The sequence below is a fragment of the Castellaniella sp. genome, from assembly GCF_034674885.1.
Taxonomy (GTDB): domain Bacteria; phylum Pseudomonadota; class Gammaproteobacteria; order Burkholderiales; family Burkholderiaceae_B; genus Castellaniella.
In genome coordinates this window covers 36,518-52,283 of record NZ_JAUCDS010000023.1, presented here as the reverse complement: position 1 = coordinate 52,283, position 15,766 = coordinate 36,518, and the positions used below count along the sequence as shown (strand labels likewise).

The window sequence follows — 15,766 nt, the reverse complement described above, 5'->3', positions numbered from 1 at the left end:
TGGACTTGCCACAGCCGTTGGGACCCACCACGCCGACCAGTTCACTGGGCGTGGGGATCACGGTCGGATCCACAAAGGACTTGAATCCGGCAAGTTTGATCTGCGTGAGGCGCACGGAAGTCTGGTGGGCAAAATTCGGGGGTGAATCGCAACAGCGTATGATAACGCACCAGAATGAGCCCCTTGGCGGGGCCGCCCCGTCCTGGCCCAGTAACCCGCTATACTGCAACTCCATTTTACAGTCGCGCACCCCGGTGCCGACCTGCCACCACTCACTTCGGGGTCCGCGATTGAACAAGGGCTTTTACATGGTCATGGCCGCGCAGGCGCTCTCGTCCGTCGCGGACAACGCCCTGCTCATCGCCGCGATCGGGCTGATCGCCGACCTCAGCGGCCCGGACTGGATGGCCCCCATGATGAAGTGGTGGTTCGCCCTGGCCTACGTGGTGCTGGCCGCCTTCGTCGGCGCCTTTGCCGACTCCTTCCCCAAGGGCCGGGTCATGTTCGCCACCAACGCGCTCAAGACCTGTGGCTGCCTGCTGATGTTCAGCTATGGGGCCTTCGGATTCACCCACGAACACCAACTGGTGCTGATCTTCGTCGCCTACACCATTGTCGGCGTCGGCGCGGCCGCCTATTCCCCGGCAAAATACGGCATCGTCACCGAAATGCTGGCACCCGAACTGCTGGTCAAGGGCAATAGCTGGATCGAGGGCCTGACGGTGCTGTCCGTGATCATCGGCACCGTGCTGGGCGGCGTGCTGATCAGCCCGGCGGTATCGGCCTGGCTGATGTCCTTTGACTGGGTGGACAGCCTGGCCGACAACACGGCGCAGTGCGCGATCCTGATGATCGGCCTGGTATACGTGGCCGCCGCCATCTGCAACCTGCTGATTCCGGACACCCACGCCTTCTACCCTCGCCAGCAGACCCGTCCGGCGGCGCTGATCCGCAATTTCACCGCCTACGTGCGCATCCTGTGGTCCGACAAACTGGGGCAGATTTCCCTGGCAGTCACGACCCTGTTCTGGGGGGCGGGCGCCACCCTGCAGTTCATCGTCATCGAATGGGGCGCCCAGCACCTGGGCTACCGTCTGGACCAGGCATCCGTGCTGATGGGGGTGGCGGCCTTTGGCACCGTCATCGGCGCCATGCTGGCCGGCCGCGTGCCGCTGCGCCGCGCCCTGTCGGTGCTGCCCGTCGGCGTCGTGATGGGCCTGGTCGTGCTGTTGATGCCGCTGGTCTATCAGCCCTTCACCGTCTACTGCCTGCTGCTGCTGATCGGCGGTTTGTCAGGGTTTTTCGTGGTGCCCATGAACGCCCTGCTGCAGCATCGCGGCCATGTGTTGCTGTCGGCCGGGCATTCGATCGCCGTACAGAATTTCAACGAGCAGCTGAACATCCTGCTGATGCTGGCCGTCTACAGCCTGATGCTGTGGATGGGCCTGCCCATCAATGCCATCATCGCGCTCTTTGGCGTGCTGGTCGCCTGTCTGATGGTCGTGTTCATCCAATGGAACCGCCTGAACCACCGGGCCAACCCCGAACTGGAACACCAGATCGGGCAGACCGGCCACGGAACCGCCCTGCATTAGGCCGGTTCTGCGGCTGCGCTGTCCGGCTCGGCCGCGCGCACTGCCTGCGCCAGGCCCACCAGATCTCGCCAGGCCTCGGCCTTCAGCGCCGAGCGCACCAGCAAGGACGCCGGCTGGTGCGTGACCCAGACCGGGATTTCGCGACCGTCTTCCTGCCGATAGCGATGCGGGGCGCCGCGCAGGGCGTCCAGATCTGCAGCATCGCCCAGCACGGCCTGGGTAGCCACACGCCCCAAGGCCAGGATCCAGCGCGGCTGCAGCAGGGCGATTTCACGATGCAGGTGCGGCACACAGGCAGCGATCTCGGCCTGGCTGGGCTCATGCCCGCCCGGCGCCCGGCATTTCATCACATACGTGCCGTAGCGGGCCTCCGCATGCGGCAGACGAACGGCAGCCAGCATGGCGGTCAGCAGGCGACCGGAATCGCCCTGGAAGGGCTGACCGGCAACCTCGTCGTCGATACCCGGCTGTTCCGCCACGATCAGGTAATAGGGTCGATCGGCCTGACCGGCCCCGGGCACGGCCCGCAGCCGCTGCTCGTGCCGAGGGCATTGCCGACAAGCGCCGACGATCCGGGCCAGGGTCGGCAGATCGGCGTCCGCGAGCGACGGGATGGCCTCGGACGCAGCGATCGGAGCGGCGGGATCGGACGCCCGGCTCGATGGACGCGGCATCGGGGCGCGAGTGACGGGAGCCTGCGCAGGCAGGCGTTCCGTCGACGCATCGTGGGCGGGCTTGGCCATCTGCCCGGCCACCGCCGCCGGAGCGGGCTGCGGTGTCTGCGCATCAAGCGCAAGTGTCTCGGCCGTGATCGGCCGCACATCCAGCCAATGCATGTCCAGCCCGATTTCTGCCAGCCAGGCAGCCTGCGCGGGACGCAACTGGGGTTTCATGCCGGGGTTTCCTGAAAGGTCAGGGTCATGATCCAGGCGTCCTCGCGGGCGCCATGGGCAGCCGGATAATAGCCGCGCCGCAGCCCCAGTTTCCGAAAGCCATGCTGCTGGTAGAAGGTGATCGCCTGCATGTTGCTGGGGCGCACCTCCAGGGTCAGCGCCGGCAGGCCGGCCTGGTGGCAGTGTGCCGTGCAATACCGCAGCAGTTCGGCCCCCACGCCCCGCCGCTGGCTGTCCGGGCGGACCCCGATGACCAGCAGATGCGCCATGTCCGGGGCATTCATGACCAGAGCGAAGCCCAGCAGAGCCCCCAGGCGGCGCACGATCCAGCCGTGATATCCGGCCGCCAAGCCATCGGCGAAATTCTGCCGCGTCCAGGGAAAGGACTGGACTTGTCGTTCGATGGCGGCGACCTCGTCCAGATCGCTCATGCTCATGTTGTGCACCGACCAGTGCGCCGCGTCGGCCTGGGGATTGCCGCCCAGCCCCTGGGCCCGTTCGACCGTGGTGTAGGCGACCTTGTCGCGCACGTACGCCGGCGCCGCCAGCGCTGCATCCAGGGATTCTCCGCGCTGCCAGGCGCGAGCGCCCAGGCGGGCGACCGTCGCGGCGTGGGCGCAGACCCGATCGTCGCTGGCTGCCGCGACTTCGGCGCCCAGAGCCCGCAATTCATCGGCCAGGCCGGGGAAGACGTCCAGAGCATCCCCATGCGCTGCCCAGCCGCCCCCGGCCCGCATGGCCCAGGCCGCCGATTCGCTGGCGACCCAGGCCGTGACATCGGATCGGGCAATCAGGGCCGGCGCCTGCAGGACGGTCCATTCGTCGTCGATGCATTGATAGGCAGCCGCATAGATTTCATTCATGCGCGCATCCTGCAGCACCAGGTGGACGCCGGAGGCATCCGTTCCGGCCTGCTGGAAGGCCAGCGCGCACAGCGTATCCACGGGCAGTACCGGAACACCCAGGGCGACTGCCAGCCCCTGCGCCACCCCGCACGCCACCCGCAAGCCGGTGAATCCCCCCGGCCCCTGGCCAAAGGCCACCGCCGACACGTCGGCGCGGCTCAGGCCGGCCTCGTCGAGCAGCTGCTGGGCCAGCGGCAGGATGCGCTCGGCGTGTTCCTGGCGTCCTTCGTGTTGCGCGGTGCGCAGGCGCACGCGGCCGGCCGCATGCGACAGCAAGGCGACGCTGCAAAGAGTACTTGATGTCTCAAACGCTAGAATGTGAAAATCGTCCATGGCGCCGTTATTTTAATGGAGGAGCGACCAAACCCGGATCCGGCCGCACCGGACTCGACACGACCAAACGCTTATTGTGTAATTTGTTGTGATAAGCGCTGGTGCCGTTTTCCCGACCCTGTTACATTTTCCTCATGAACACACATAACCAGACCCTCACACGCAAGATCCTGATCGTAGACGACGATCCGCGCTTGCGCGACCTGTTGCGGCGTTATCTGTCCGAACAGGGATTCAACGTCTACGTGGCCGAAGACGCAAAAGAAATGGCCAAGCTCTGGCAACGAGAACACTTCGACCTGCTGGTGCTTGATTTGATGCTGCCTGGTGAAGATGGCCTGTCGATCTGCCGCCGCCTGCGGGGCAACCACGACAACACGCCCATCATCATGCTGACCGCGAAGGCCGAGGAAATCGACCGCATCGTGGGGCTGGAAATGGGCGCGGACGACTACCTGACCAAACCCTTCAACCCCCGCGAACTGCTGGCCCGCGTCAACGCGATCCTGCGCCGCCGGGGCACCGAAGAACACCCAGGAGCACCCAGCCAGGAAAACGAATCCGTCGAATTCGGGCCGTACGTGCTGAACCTGTCCACCCGCACCCTGATGAAAAGCGGCGAATCCGTCCCGATCACGACCGGTGAATTCTCGGTGCTGAAGGTCTTTGCCCGCCACCCCAAGGTCCCGCTCTCGCGCGACAAGCTGATGGAACTGGCCCGGGGCCGCGAATACGAGGCCTTCGACCGCAGTCTGGACGTCCAGATCTCACGCCTGCGAAAACTCATCGAACCCAACCCCTCCAAGCCCGTATTCATCCAGACGGTCTGGGGGCTGGGCTATGTCTTCGTCCCCGACGGCGGACAGTAACCCTTGCCCGGCCTGCGAGACTCGTTCTCGCAGGCCTTCCCGGTCATGATGCTCGTCAAACAGCTCCGGCGCGCCATCCTGCCCCGGTTGCGCCTGGGGTTATTCACCCGTTCCTTCCTGCTGATCGCATTCCTGATGCTGGTCAGCCTGGGCGCGTGGCTGCAGATCGTCTTCAACATCGAAGAAGGCCCCCGCGCCATGCAGCTGGCGCAGCGCATCGCCACCACGGTCAGCATCACGCGTTCGGCCCTGGTCTACGCGCCGACCCAGGTCCGTCCGGCCCTGCTGCTGGACCTGGCCACCCAGGAAAGCCTGCGGGTCCAGCCCCGCGAATCCACGGACGTCCTGGAGCCCCTGCCGCATACGGCCTACTGGGACAACGTCTCGACCGAGATCCGCAACCGCCTGGGATCGCAGACCGCCATGATGTGGGCCGTCAACCAGGTGCCCGGCATCTGGATCAGCTTCCAGATCGACGACAGGCTTTACTGGCTGGTGTTCGACCGCGACCAGCTGCGGCTGACCACAGGCCGCGAATGGCTGGGCTGGGTGGCTGCATCCCTGATGCTGGCGCTGCTGGGGGCCGCCGTCAGCGTGCGCTTCATCAACCATCCTCTGGCGCAACTGGCGAAAGTCGCGCAACAGCTGGCGCGAGGGGAAACCCCCACCCCTCTGCCTGAAAAGGGCCCGATCGAAATCCGCGACATGAACATCGCCTTCAATCGCATGGCGCGAGACCTGAGACAGAACGAGGCCGACCGGGAAATCATGCTGGCAGGGATCTCGCACGACCTGCGCACGCCCCTGGCCCGTATCCGCCTGGAAATCGAAATGAGCCACATGAGCGACGAGGCGCGCCAGGCGATCGACGACGACCTGGCGCAGATCAATCACAGCATCGGCCAGTTGATGGAATACGCCCGCCCGGCAGGCATGGTGCCCGAGACCGGCATCGACGTCTCGCGCGTGCTGAAAGACCTGCTGGAACGCGAACGCAGCCATACCGAATCCCTGGGCGGCGATCTGCAGGCCAGCATCGAGCCTGGCCTGCAGGCACGGATCAGCGCCAACGATCTGAAGCGCATCGTCAGCAACCTGATCGAGAACGCCCGGCGCTACGGCCGCAGCATCAGCGACGACCGCGCCCACATCGTTCTGCGGGCCTACCAGAGCGGCAACGCGCTGCGCATCGAGGTGCAGGACCGCGGCGTGGGCATTCCACACGCCGATGTCCAGCGCCTGCTGCGCCCCTTCGCCCGGGGAGAATCGGCGCGCACCGGCGTCAGCGGCGCCGGCCTGGGCCTGTCCATCGTGGAACGGCTGCTGGGCCAGGTGGGCGGAAAATTCGAACTCATCTCGCAGCCTACGCAAGGCCTGCTGGCGCGTATCGAAATCCCCAAGGCCAAGGCGCGGCCGGCCGACAAGGCCATGGCGTAGAATGGCAAAGCGGCCCGATTGGCCGTCCTTCAACTCAGGAGCCCCGATGAAAACCATAGGCGACAAGCTCGAGGCCTTCCGCGTCACCGGCGTCAAACCCGGATTCAATCAGCACGAGGAAAACGGCGTTTCAGCCTTCGAAGACATCACCGAATCATCCTTCCCCGGAAAATGGAAGGTGATCTACTTCTACCCGAAAGACTTCACCCAGGTCTGCCCCACCGAAATCATCGGCTTCAACGCGCTGGCCGATGCCTTCGAAGAACGCGATGCCGTGCTGATGGGCGGATCGACCGACAACGAATACGTCAAGCTCGCCTGGCGGCGCGAAAATCCGGAGCTCAGCAAACTGAACCACTATCAGTTCGGTGACACCAACGGCGCCCTGATCGACCAGCTGGGCATTCGTGAAAAATCCGAAGGCGTCGCCCTGCGGGCGACCTTCATCGTCGATCCGGACAATCTCATCCAGCATGTCTCGGTGAACAACTTCAAGGTCGGCCGCAGCCCCGAAGAAACCCTGCGCATCCTGGACGGTCTGCTGACCGACGGGCTGTGCGCCTGCAACCGCGCCATCGGCGGCGGTACGCTGTAGCGCGACCAGCGCCTGCCGGCATGCCGGCCCGGGTCCCGCCGTCTGGCGCCTGGGCATGGGCCGCAGGGTCTGCGGCCCGATCAGGCCTGCGGATAGGCGGCCAGCAGCACGGCGGCGCTGGCGGCAATGCCTTCGCCACGCCCCAGATATCCCAAGCCCTCGTTGGTCTTGGCCTTGATGTTGACAGCCGCTGCATCGATCCCCAGATCCTGGGCGATGCAGGCGGCCATCGCAGCTGCATGAGGGCCGATCTTCGGCGCCTGGGCATGCACGGTGGCATCCACATTGACGGCTTCCCATCCGGCCTCGCGAGCCAGGCGGGCGGCCTCGCGCAGGAACAGCCGGCTGTCGGTGCCCGCCCAGCGCGGGTCTCGATCCGAGAAATGACGCCCGATGTCCCCCAGGCCGGCAGCGCCCAGCACGGCATCCGTCACGGCATGCAGCAGCACGTCGGCGTCGGAATGGCCGTCCAGGCCCCGGTCGTAGGGAATCGTCACCCCACCGATGATCAGGGGGCGGCCTGGAACCAGCACATGCAGATCGTGGCCCTGCCCCACGCGAAAGGGAAAGCGTTGCGTCATTGTCGTCTCTGCTGATGTTCAAGCGCCGATTTTAGCCGGGGCCGGGCGGCATGCCGGCATCAGGCGTCCGGCCGCCCGCGCAGCCACGATTCGAACCATTCGAAATCTTCCGGCCAGGTGAGCTTGTCGTTGCGGCGGCTGCCCGGCACCAGCAAGGGCGGCGGCCCGCCCGACAATTCCACCGCCGAGGCCTCATCGGTGACCCGGGCGTCGGCCACGCACGCCGCCAGGGCAGCACCCAATTCCCCCGCGCGGAACATCTGCGGAGTCTGCGCCAGCCACAGGCCGTCGCGCGACAAGGTCCGAGCGACGACATCCGGTGGCACGGGCGCGGCCTGCTTGACCGTATCGGCCACCGGCAGGGCCAGCAAGCCACCCCGATCCTGCTGCAAACAGGCATCGATCAGACGCGCCAACGCCGGCGCCGGCAGGCCGGGGCGAGCCGCATCGTGCACCAGCACCCAGGCGTCCGGCGCCAGGGCGGCATCCTGCAGCGCCGCGCGGACGGTGGCCGCCCGCGTGGGGCCGCCGCAAGGGCGCCAGACCGTGCGCGGCAGGCCATCCAGGGCCTGCTCGACCCAAGGATCGTCCGCCACCACGGCAACCCGCACCTGGGCAATGCGCGCATCGGCCAGCAGGGCGCGCACGGCGTGGCGCAGCATGGGTTCCCCCCGCAGCAGGCGGTACTGCTTGGGCACGCCGTCGGCACGGCCGGCCCGGGCGCCGATTCCGGCAGCGGGCACAAGGGCTATCAGGTGGGGTTTCATAGAGGCGGATTTTAGCCGAGCCCGCCGGCATCACAGTCCCGGACCGGCAGGAATCCATCCAAGGCCTTCCCGGCACCACGATAAGTAGTTAAATAATTAAAATTTGTAGATTCACCATATAATTCATTGAATATGTAGAATAGCTACATCAGACTCGATCGACCCACACCTTTTTCTTCGCCAGTCCATATGAACGCCCTGGAACTGCTTGCTCATAGCCCGGTCATGCCGGTCATCGTCATTCAGGACACGGAATCCGCTGTGGACCTGGCCCGGGCGCTGGTAGCCGGCGGCATCCGATCCCTGGAAATCACGCTGCGCTCGCCCGCCGCCCTGGACGCCATTCGCGTCATTCGGGATCAGGTGCCGGGCGCTTTGGTCGGCGTGGGCACGGTTCGCACCCCCGACCAACTGCAGGCCGCCCTGCAGGCCGGGGCCTGCTTCGGCGTCAGCCCCGGCCTGACGCCCGCGCTGGCGCAGGCTGCCCAATCGGCCGGCATTCCCTTCTTGCCCGGCGTCGCCACGGCATCGGAAGCCATGCAGGCCGCCGACTGGGGCTTCAACGTCCAGAAACTGTTTCCCGCCGAGGCCGTCGGCGGCGCGGCGCTGCTCAAGGCCTGGCATGGCCCCCTGCCGGATCTGATGTTCTGCCCCACAGGGGGCATTCACGCCGGCAATGCCGCCAGCTACCTGGCCCTGCCCAACGTCGGTTGCGTCGGCGGGTCGTGGCTGACGCCGGCGCAAGCCGTGGTGAACCGCGACTGGGATGTCATCACTCAGCTGGCCCGCCAGGCCTGCTCCCTGGCGGTCTGAACGAACCGGGGCCAGCGCCAGGCCGGGCCGACACCGGTCGGGGCGCTACGCCGCCGGCAGGGGATAGGCCGCCAGCGGCGCCTCGCCCCGCAGCACCTGCAGCAGATTGCTGACGGCCATGTCCGCCATGGCCCCGCGCGTCTCATGGGTAGCCGACCCGATATGAGGCAAGGCCAGGATGCGGGGGTGGTCCTTCAAGGGCGAGTCCGCCGGCAAGGGTTCCACATCGAATACGTCCAGTCCGGCCGCGCGCAGGCGGCCGCTGTCCAGGGCATCCAGCAGGGCGCGTTCCTGGACGATCGGCCCGCGCGCGCCATTGATCAGAATGGCGCCAGGCTTCATGCGGGCGAAGGCCTGGGGCCCGATCAGACCCCGCGTCTGGTCCGTCAAGGGCAGCACCAGCACCACGAAATCGGCGGTTGCCAACAATTCATCCAGGACCACGGCCCTGGCCTTGCCAGCCGGCAGGCCGCTGTCGACCAGGCGGCGGCTGTGATAGAGCACCTGCATGCCAAAGCCCAGGGCCGCCCGGCGGGCAAGCGCCTGGCCAATCCGGCCATAGCCAACGATGCCCAGGGTCTTGCCATGCACGTCCCAGCCGTACTGATCGGCGCCCACGTTGCGCTGCCAGCGGCCTTCGCGGACCATGGTCGCCAATTCAAAGACGCGGCGGCTGGTTGCCAGCACCAGGGTGAACAGCAGATCGGCCACCGATTCCGTCAGCACGTCGGGGGTATGACACAGGACAATACCCCGGTCCCGCAGCGCTGCCAGCGGATAGGCATCCACCCCCACAGAAATGCTGGATACCACGCGCAGCCTTGGCGCCCGATCCAGCATGGCCGCATCCAGGCGGACGCTGGACCCGATCATGCCATCGACCTGCGGCAAGGCATTGAAGAAAGCCGCCCGCTGGTCCTCGCGCCGGGGGTCGGCCTGGATGACCTCGTGTTCCTGCAGAATCCTGTCCAGCTGAGGCTGAGGCAGGTCGCGGTAGACGAGAACGCGCTGGCGGCTCATAGACGGGCCTGCTGCAGGATCGCCCGCGTCGGCAGGCCTTCGGTGTCGCCCCGGACCTGCACGGCGCGCGCGCCGATCCAGGCGCCCCGGATCACTGCGCTGCGCAGATCCAGGCCTTCCAACAGGGCGCTGATCACGCCGACGGCAAAACCGTCGCCCGCGCCCACCGTGTCGACCACCTGTTCGACCGGGCTGGCCGGGACGTGCCCCTGTTTGGCGCCATCGTCGTAATACGCGCCATCGGGTCCCAGCTTGATCACCACCAGCCGCGCGCCGCGATCCAGATAGAAGCGTGCAATCGCCTCGGGCTGTCGCTCTCCCGTCAGCAGACGCCCTTCCTCGATACCGGGCAGGACCCAATCGGCCAGGGCAGCCAATTGATTGATGCCTGCGCGCATGGCGTCCTCGGACGCCCACAGCGTGGGGCGCAGGTTCGGGTCAAAGGACACGGTCCTGCCAGCCTCGCGCATCAGGCGCATGGTCTGCAACGACACCTGGAAGCTGTCGGCGGACACGGCCGCAAACACGCCCGTGGAATGCAGGTGACGAGCCTTCAGCAGCCAGTCCCGATCCACGTCGGCCGGCGCCATGCGGCTGGCGGCGGAACCCGCCCGATGATATTCGACCAGGGGATCGCTGCCATCCTCGACCCGGCCCTTGAACAGCATGCCCGTGCGCTCACCGGCAACCAGATCGACGTGAGAGCAATCCACACCTTCGCCCCGGATGCTGGCCAGCAGATACCGGCCCATCGAATCCTGCCCCAGGCGGCTGCCCCAGCCCACCTTCAGCCCCAGCCGGGCCAGTCCGATGGCGACATTGGTTTCCGCGCCCGCCGTCCGTTTGTGGAAGACGTCCACCTGTTCCAGCGGTCCGGGCGTACCCGCCACCAGCATCATCATCGCCTCACCCAGGGTGATGACATCCAAGGCATCATTCATCAGTGACTTGCTCCAGTTGACGCAACGCGTTCAGGGCCTGCCGGGTGACCTGTTCCAGATCGGCGCCCACCAGGGGATACTCGATCGCCCGGAATGCAGTGACCGGCAGCGCCCGCAAGACCGAACGCCACGGCGCGGCAGACGTCTGCAGGGGAACGGCAACCCAGCGGTCCGGGCGCCGCAGCACCCCTTTGCAATGTATGTAGCGGACCCGCGACGCAAAGACTTGCGCAGCCTGCAGCGGGCTCTCGCCGACCCAATGCCAGTTTCCGACATCGAAGGTCATGCCCAGCGAAGCGCCTGCCGCATCGGCCGCACGAAAAAAGGATTCCAGGGCCGGCACGCTGCCCGCCGATGCCGTCTGGTCGTTTTCCACCAACAAGGTCACGGGGCTGTCCGCCAGCATGCTGCGCAAGGCAGTCATACCCGCCGCATCGCCGGAACGACGGCCGCCGATGGACATCTTCAGAACTGCCGCGCCCAACCGCCGGGCACACGCCAGGCCGTCCCGGACGGCGACGTCATCGAACCGGCCCCCGGCATCCCACATGCCCCGAGCGCTGGAATACACGCAGGCCATCGCCGATTCCGCCACCAGATCCGCCAGCGCATCGAGTTCGGCCGCATCGCCACACAGCAGTTCGCTGCGGATCTCGATGCCGTCCGCGCCCGCCGCATGCGCCAGGCGCGCAAAGCCGATCTGGCCGTGGCGGCGCACTTCATCGGCGCCATAGGCCGTCAGGGAAACGAGCACGCTTCCCGCAGAAATCATGTCCGCCATGCTCGCGCCCTTCAGTGATTCAGAATCTGACCCAGGAAACTGCGGGTCTTTTCGTGCCTGGGCTGACCAAAGAACTGGTCCGGCGGTGCCTGTTCGATGATGACGCCATCGGCCATGAAGATCACGCGGTCGGCCACGCTGCGCGCAAAGCCCATCTCGTGCGTAACGCACAGCATGGTCATGCCATCGCCCGCCAGGCTGATCATGGTGTCCAGCACTTCCTTGACCATTTCCGGGTCCAGCGCCGAAGTGGGCTCGTCGAACAGCATCACCTTGGGGGTCATGCACAGCGCCCTGGCGATCGCCACCCGCTGCTGCTGCCCGCCGGAAAGCTGGCTGGGGTACTTATGCGCCTGCTCGGCGATGCGGACCCTCGACAGGTATTCCATGGCCAGGGCCTCGGCCTGGTCTGCCTTGAGGCCCCGCGAGCGCATCGGCGCCAGCATGCAGTTGCGCAGCACCGTCATGTGCGGAAACAGGTTGAACTGCTGGAACACCATGCCGACTTCCTGCCGGACGGCCTCCACCCCGCGCCCGTCCGGGCTGAGGGTGGTGCCGTTGACCACGATCCGGCCGTCCCGGATGGTTTCCAGACCGTTGATGCAGCGGATGAGCGTTGATTTTCCCGAGCCCGAAGGCCCGCAGATCACAATGCGTTCACCCGCCGCCACAGTCAGATCGATATCCGTCAGCGCGTGAAACTGGCCATACCATTTGTTCAGTTTCTCGATCTGGATGATCGGGCTGGCGGCATCCGGGGGCGGGGGCGTAGTCATGACAGGCATTCAGGTTCAATCAGGATTATTGCTTCAGTTCCGGCAGCGGGGAACCCAGCCATTTCTGGTAGAACTGGCTGAACTGGCCGTTCTGGATGTTGCGGCTGATCACCTCGTTGACGGCCTTCAGGGTTTCGGGCTGGCCCGGGCGGATCGCCACCGCCATTTCCTGCTGCAACAGCACGAACTTGTTGTCGAAACGATCCGGCGCGCGCTTGGCGATCCCGGCCGCCACCGTGGTTGAACATCCGATCGCGTCCACCTGCCCCGACAGCAGGGCCTGCATGGCCGATGCGTCGTCATCGAAACGACGAACGTCCGCGTCCTTGGGGGCGATCTTGGTAACAGCAATATCCTGAGTGCTGGCGCGCGCCACGCCGATCCGCTTGCCCGACAGCCCTTCGGGGCCCGAAATCTTCAGGTCCTTGCCACCGAACACCACGATCTGGGCAGCGGAATACGGCCGCGAAAACTGGACTTGCTTGGCGCGTTCCGGAGTGATGGCCAGCGAGGCCACCAGCATGTCGACCTTGTCGGTCAACAGGTAGGGAATGCGGTTGGGGCCGGTGACAGGAACGATCTTGACCTTGACGCCCAGGTCCTTGGCCAGCGTCTTGGCGACGTCGGCATCATAGCCATCGGGCTGGTTGTCGGTGTTCATGATGCCGTAGGGCGGGAAGTCGACCAGCATGCCGACGGTGAGTTCGCCCTTTTGCTTGACCTGATCAATGGTTTCAGCGGATGCCGCCGGCGCCAGGCCGACCGCCATGCTCGTGCAGGCAGCCAGCAGGGTGGCCCCCAGAACGCCGCGCAAGGTATGAAGCTTGAACATAGGATGTCTCCATGAAATGACTGGCCGCAGCCAGGATGAGGCGCGACGCACCCCGAAACCGTTACCCTCGCGCCTGAGAAATCGACAGGCGCCGTTCCATCCGCCCCGCCAGCAGCGACAAGGGCCAGCACAGCAGAAAATACAAGACTGCTACGACGGAAAACACCATCATGGGTTCGAACGTCGCGTTGTTGACGATCTGCCCCGCGCGGGTCAATTCGGTGAAGCCGATGATGGCCGCGAGCGACGTGCCCTTGATGACCTGCACCAGATAGCCCACAGTCGGCGGGACGGCGATCTTCAGCGCCTGCGGCAGGATCACGTCGCGCAGCAGGTAGCGGTATTTCAGCCCCAGCGCAGCGGCGGCTTCCCATTGGCCCTTGGGGACGGATTCGATACAGCCGCGCCAGATTTCGCCCAGGAAGGCACCGGCATTCAGGGCCAGCGCCACGGCAGCGGCCGTCCAGGGGTCGACCTCGAACCCGATCACCGGGGCGCCGAAGAACACCAGGAACAACTGCAGCAGCAGGGGCGTGCCCCGGAAGATCTGGATGAAACCCATGGCCAGCGCACGGGCAGCGCGGTTGGTGCCGGTGCGCGCCAGGGCCACCGCCAGCCCGACCAGGCCGCCGCCGGCAAACGCCGTCAGCGACAGCAGCACCGTCCATTGGGCAGCGTAAACGATGTACCAGAAATCAGAGGGTCCGAATGTTCTCATGACCGACCGTCCGGATAATGCAGGTACCGCTGATGAATCCTATGGAACACATAAGAGAAGAACAGAGTCAGCAGCAGATAGATCACCGTGATCACGATGTAGATCTCGAAGCTGCGAAAGGTTTCGGACTGCAGCGTCGCCGCCACGGATGTCAGGTCGTCGGCCGAGATCACCGACACCACGCTGGAGGCCAGCATCAGCAGGATGAACTGGCTGGTCAGGGCCGGATAGATGGCGCGCAGGGCAGGCTTGAGAACGACGAAGCGGAAGATCTCGACGCGCGACAGGTTCAGCGCAAGGCCGGCTTCGATCTGGCCCCTGGGGATGGCCTCGATGCCAGCGCGGACGATCTCCGTGGCATAGGCCCCCAGATTGACCGTCATGGCCACCAGTGCTGCCATGTAAGGCGACCAGCGCACGCCGATGGCGGGCAGCGCGAAAAAAAAGAAGAACAGCTGCACCAGGAACGGTGTGTTGCGGATCAGTTCGATATAGACCTGGATCACGGCTCGGACGGGCATCGGGCCGGCGGTCTTTCCCCAGGCGCACAAGACCGCCACCACGCCGCCCAACAGCATGGCCAGGGCGGACAGCTGGATCGTCATCCAGGTGCCGTGAAGCAGCAAAGGCCAGGCCTCGAACACGGGGCCGAACTGAAAGGTGTAATTCATGAGGTGCCGGTAAATCGATATCCGGGCGCTATTGAAACCGGTTTCAACATACTAGGCAAGCCCTATGACGAGGAACATCGGGAATTACCCTAGCCGCGTTGAGCCTCGCACCACCAGAGAACCCGGCAGGCGGATGGCGCGGGCGGGCGCATCCAGCCCCGCCATGCGCTCGATCAGGCACTGCGCCGCCAGATTGCCCAGGGCATCCGTGGGCTGCGCGACGGCGCTGATGCCCGGCCCCACATACGGAGCCCACAGCGTGTCGTCGATGCCGACCAGCCCGATGTCCCGACCCAGCTGCCAGCCCAGTTCCGCGACCGCCGCGACGATCCGCATGGTGACGACGGCATTGCCGGCGATCAGCGCCGGCGTGTGCCGGGCACGGCGGCGCAACGCGCGCAGCGCGTCGACCAGCCCCGCATGATCATCGGGACGGGCTTCCAGCCATTGGCCGGAGACGGGGCCCTGCAGCGCCTCGAAGGCCGCGACCCGTTCCATCCGGGAACTGATCCCGTCCAGCGGTTCGGTCACCAGCAGGAATTCTCCGTAACCGGCCTGCTGCAGGTGCCGGATGCACATGCCGATGGCCTGCTGGTTGTCCAGGGACACGAAATCGACGTCCATGCCCTGCCGCAGGCGATCCACCAGCACGACCGGGCGCCCCTGGAGCGCCTGCGTCACCACGGCCTCCTGTTCCAGGCCCATCGTGTTCAGGATGAAACCCTCGACCTGATAGCTGGACAGGATACGCAGGCCGACGCTTTCGCGTTCGCGATCATTGCCCAGGTTGAACAGCATCATCAGGAACCCCGCCTGGCGGCAGGCTTGCTCGGCGCCGCTCAGGACGGCCACCGAGTACGGGTTGGTGATGTCGGCGACCACCAATCCCACCAGGCGGGACCGGCCTCGTTTGAGCGCCTGCGCCATCGGGCTGGGGGTGTACGACAAGGCCTCGACCGCAGCAGCGACTCGATCCGAGATCTCAGGCGACAGCAGCGTGTCCCGGTGATTCAGGAACCGGGACACCGTGGCCTTCGATACCCCGGCGTGGCGGGCGACGTCGGCGATCGTGGCTCGGGGCGCGGTGTTCTTGCGAATGATATCGGCCATTGAAAAATCGGTTTCCCATGGAAGCGGGCAGCGCCCGCCCTGCAAGCCCGGACAGGCTGGAGCGCGCGAGCGCGATGCTTGCGGGATCATATCAGCCCCCCGGGGCAACTGCCACGCACCCCGCCCGGC

General features: G+C 65.9%; 17 protein-coding genes. 5 read left to right on the top strand and 12 right to left on the bottom strand.

The window, feature by feature from the left end:
* The first annotated feature begins 290 nt into the window (after positions 1-290).
* Positions 291-1,595: a lysophospholipid transporter LplT gene (gene lplT, locus VDP74_RS12155; RefSeq protein ID WP_322999897.1), complete on the top strand. Its 1,305-nt coding sequence runs from the start codon at positions 291-293 to the stop codon at positions 1,593-1,595.
* On the opposite strand, the gene VDP74_RS12150 is transcribed toward lplT, so the two are convergent.
* Entirely contained in the window at positions 1,592-2,488 is an 897-nt protein-coding gene (locus VDP74_RS12150) for a uracil-DNA glycosylase (RefSeq protein WP_322999896.1), read from the bottom strand. The two genes, lplT and VDP74_RS12150, sit on opposite strands and share 4 nt — an antisense overlap.
* On the bottom strand, positions 2,485-3,726 hold the full coding sequence (tsaB, locus tag VDP74_RS12145; protein WP_322999895.1) for a tRNA (adenosine(37)-N6)-threonylcarbamoyltransferase complex dimerization subunit type 1 TsaB: 1,242 nt from the start codon (positions 3,724-3,726) through the stop codon (positions 2,485-2,487). Before tsaB ends, VDP74_RS12150 begins: the two co-directional genes overlap by 4 nt.
* Before the next feature lie 134 nt (positions 3,727-3,860).
* On the opposite strand from tsaB, the gene ompR reads away from it, so the two are divergent.
* The 3 genes from ompR to VDP74_RS12130 are packed head-to-tail and all read left to right on the top strand — an operon-like array spanning position 3,861 to position 6,627.
* Positions 3,861-4,595: a two-component system response regulator OmpR gene (ompR, locus tag VDP74_RS12140; RefSeq protein WP_298013833.1), complete on the top strand. Its 735-nt coding sequence runs from the start codon at positions 3,861-3,863 to the stop codon at positions 4,593-4,595.
* A 45-nt stretch (positions 4,596-4,640) separates the two neighbouring features.
* Positions 4,641-6,032: an ATP-binding protein gene (locus VDP74_RS12135; protein WP_322999903.1), complete on the top strand. Its 1,392-nt coding sequence runs from the start codon at positions 4,641-4,643 to the stop codon at positions 6,030-6,032.
* 46 nt (positions 6,033-6,078) lie between these two features.
* Positions 6,079-6,627: a peroxiredoxin gene (locus tag VDP74_RS12130; protein ID WP_322999894.1), complete on the top strand. Its 549-nt coding sequence runs from the start codon at positions 6,079-6,081 to the stop codon at positions 6,625-6,627.
* 80 nt (positions 6,628-6,707) lie between these two features.
* Here VDP74_RS12130 and ispF read toward each other — a convergent pair whose 3' ends face one another.
* Positions 6,708-7,208 (bottom strand): 2-C-methyl-D-erythritol 2,4-cyclodiphosphate synthase, encoded by a 501-nt coding sequence (gene ispF / locus VDP74_RS12125; RefSeq protein ID WP_322999893.1) that lies wholly within the window; start codon positions 7,206-7,208, stop codon positions 6,708-6,710.
* 59 nt (positions 7,209-7,267) lie between these two features.
* Positions 7,268-7,975 (bottom strand): 2-C-methyl-D-erythritol 4-phosphate cytidylyltransferase, encoded by a 708-nt coding sequence (locus VDP74_RS12120; RefSeq protein WP_322999892.1) that lies wholly within the window; start codon positions 7,973-7,975, stop codon positions 7,268-7,270.
* 189 nt (positions 7,976-8,164) lie between these two features.
* On the opposite strand from VDP74_RS12120, the gene VDP74_RS12115 reads away from it, so the two are divergent.
* Entirely contained in the window at positions 8,165-8,788 is a 624-nt protein-coding gene (locus tag VDP74_RS12115) for a bifunctional 4-hydroxy-2-oxoglutarate aldolase/2-dehydro-3-deoxy-phosphogluconate aldolase (protein WP_322999891.1), read from the top strand.
* A 45-nt stretch (positions 8,789-8,833) separates the two neighbouring features.
* Here VDP74_RS12115 and VDP74_RS12110 read toward each other — a convergent pair whose 3' ends face one another.
* The 8 genes from VDP74_RS12110 to VDP74_RS12075 all read right to left on the bottom strand — a co-directional run bounded on the left by VDP74_RS12110 (position 8,834) and on the right by VDP74_RS12075 (position 15,637).
* Positions 8,834-9,808: a D-glycerate dehydrogenase gene (locus VDP74_RS12110; protein ID WP_322999890.1), complete on the bottom strand. Its 975-nt coding sequence runs from the start codon at positions 9,806-9,808 to the stop codon at positions 8,834-8,836.
* On the bottom strand, positions 9,805-10,749 hold the full coding sequence (locus VDP74_RS12105) for a sugar kinase (RefSeq protein WP_322999889.1): 945 nt from the start codon (positions 10,747-10,749) through the stop codon (positions 9,805-9,807). The genes VDP74_RS12110 and VDP74_RS12105 overlap by 4 nt, the downstream gene beginning before the upstream one ends.
* Complete coding sequence (locus VDP74_RS12100) at positions 10,742-11,521, bottom strand: sugar phosphate isomerase/epimerase family protein (RefSeq protein ID WP_322999888.1); 780 nt, start codon at positions 11,519-11,521, stop codon at positions 10,742-10,744. The genes VDP74_RS12105 and VDP74_RS12100 overlap by 8 nt, the downstream gene beginning before the upstream one ends.
* A 20-nt stretch (positions 11,522-11,541) precedes the next feature.
* Positions 11,542-12,306, bottom strand: a complete 765-nt coding sequence (locus VDP74_RS12095) for an amino acid ABC transporter ATP-binding protein (RefSeq protein ID WP_322999887.1) — start codon at positions 12,304-12,306, stop codon at positions 11,542-11,544.
* A 25-nt stretch (positions 12,307-12,331) separates the two neighbouring features.
* Positions 12,332-13,138 (bottom strand): transporter substrate-binding domain-containing protein, encoded by an 807-nt coding sequence (locus VDP74_RS12090; RefSeq protein ID WP_416232984.1) that lies wholly within the window; start codon positions 13,136-13,138, stop codon positions 12,332-12,334.
* A 61-nt stretch (positions 13,139-13,199) separates the two neighbouring features.
* Entirely contained in the window at positions 13,200-13,856 is a 657-nt protein-coding gene (locus tag VDP74_RS12085) for an amino acid ABC transporter permease (protein WP_322999886.1), read from the bottom strand.
* Positions 13,853-14,527, bottom strand: coding sequence for an amino acid ABC transporter permease (locus VDP74_RS12080; protein ID WP_322999885.1), 675 nt, complete (start codon positions 14,525-14,527; stop codon positions 13,853-13,855). The genes VDP74_RS12085 and VDP74_RS12080 overlap by 4 nt, the downstream gene beginning before the upstream one ends.
* A gap of 84 nt (positions 14,528-14,611) precedes the next feature.
* A complete protein-coding gene (locus VDP74_RS12075) occupies positions 14,612-15,637 on the bottom strand; it encodes a LacI family DNA-binding transcriptional regulator (protein WP_322999884.1) in 1,026 nt (341 codons plus the stop codon).
* Positions 15,638-15,766: the final 129 nt, after the last annotated feature.

Excerpts from the sequence above, each read along its gene's own strand:
- VDP74_RS12110 (WP_322999890.1), bottom strand. The coding sequence starts at position 9,808 with ATGAGCCGCCAGCGCGTTCTCGTCTACCGCGACCTGCCTCAGCCTCAG.
- VDP74_RS12105 (WP_322999889.1), bottom strand. The coding sequence starts at position 10,749 with ATGAATGATGCCTTGGATGTCATCACCCTGGGTGAGGCGATGATGATG.
- VDP74_RS12090 (WP_416232984.1), bottom strand. The coding sequence starts at position 13,138 with ATGTTCAAGCTTCATACCTTGCGCGGCGTTCTGGGGGCCACCCTGCTG.
- VDP74_RS12085 (WP_322999886.1), bottom strand. The coding sequence starts at position 13,856 with ATGAGAACATTCGGACCCTCTGATTTCTGGTACATCGTTTACGCTGCC.
- ompR (WP_298013833.1), top strand. The coding sequence starts at position 3,861 with ATGAACACACATAACCAGACCCTCACACGCAAGATCCTGATCGTAGAC.
- ispF (WP_322999893.1), bottom strand. The coding sequence starts at position 7,208 with ATGACGCAACGCTTTCCCTTTCGCGTGGGGCAGGGCCACGATCTGCAT.
- VDP74_RS12075 (WP_322999884.1), bottom strand. The coding sequence starts at position 15,637 with ATGGCCGATATCATTCGCAAGAACACCGCGCCCCGAGCCACGATCGCC.
- VDP74_RS12115 (WP_322999891.1), top strand. The coding sequence starts at position 8,165 with ATGAACGCCCTGGAACTGCTTGCTCATAGCCCGGTCATGCCGGTCATC.
- VDP74_RS12120 (WP_322999892.1), bottom strand. The coding sequence starts at position 7,975 with ATGAAACCCCACCTGATAGCCCTTGTGCCCGCTGCCGGAATCGGCGCC.
- VDP74_RS12100 (WP_322999888.1), bottom strand. The coding sequence starts at position 11,521 with ATGATTTCTGCGGGAAGCGTGCTCGTTTCCCTGACGGCCTATGGCGCC.
- VDP74_RS12080 (WP_322999885.1), bottom strand. The coding sequence starts at position 14,527 with ATGAATTACACCTTTCAGTTCGGCCCCGTGTTCGAGGCCTGGCCTTTG.
- VDP74_RS12130 (WP_322999894.1), top strand. The coding sequence starts at position 6,079 with ATGAAAACCATAGGCGACAAGCTCGAGGCCTTCCGCGTCACCGGCGTC.
- tsaB (WP_322999895.1), bottom strand. The coding sequence starts at position 3,726 with ATGGACGATTTTCACATTCTAGCGTTTGAGACATCAAGTACTCTTTGC.
- VDP74_RS12150 (WP_322999896.1), bottom strand. The coding sequence starts at position 2,488 with ATGAAACCCCAGTTGCGTCCCGCGCAGGCTGCCTGGCTGGCAGAAATC.
- VDP74_RS12135 (WP_322999903.1), top strand. The coding sequence starts at position 4,641 with ATGATGCTCGTCAAACAGCTCCGGCGCGCCATCCTGCCCCGGTTGCGC.
- VDP74_RS12095 (WP_322999887.1), bottom strand. The coding sequence starts at position 12,306 with ATGACTACGCCCCCGCCCCCGGATGCCGCCAGCCCGATCATCCAGATC.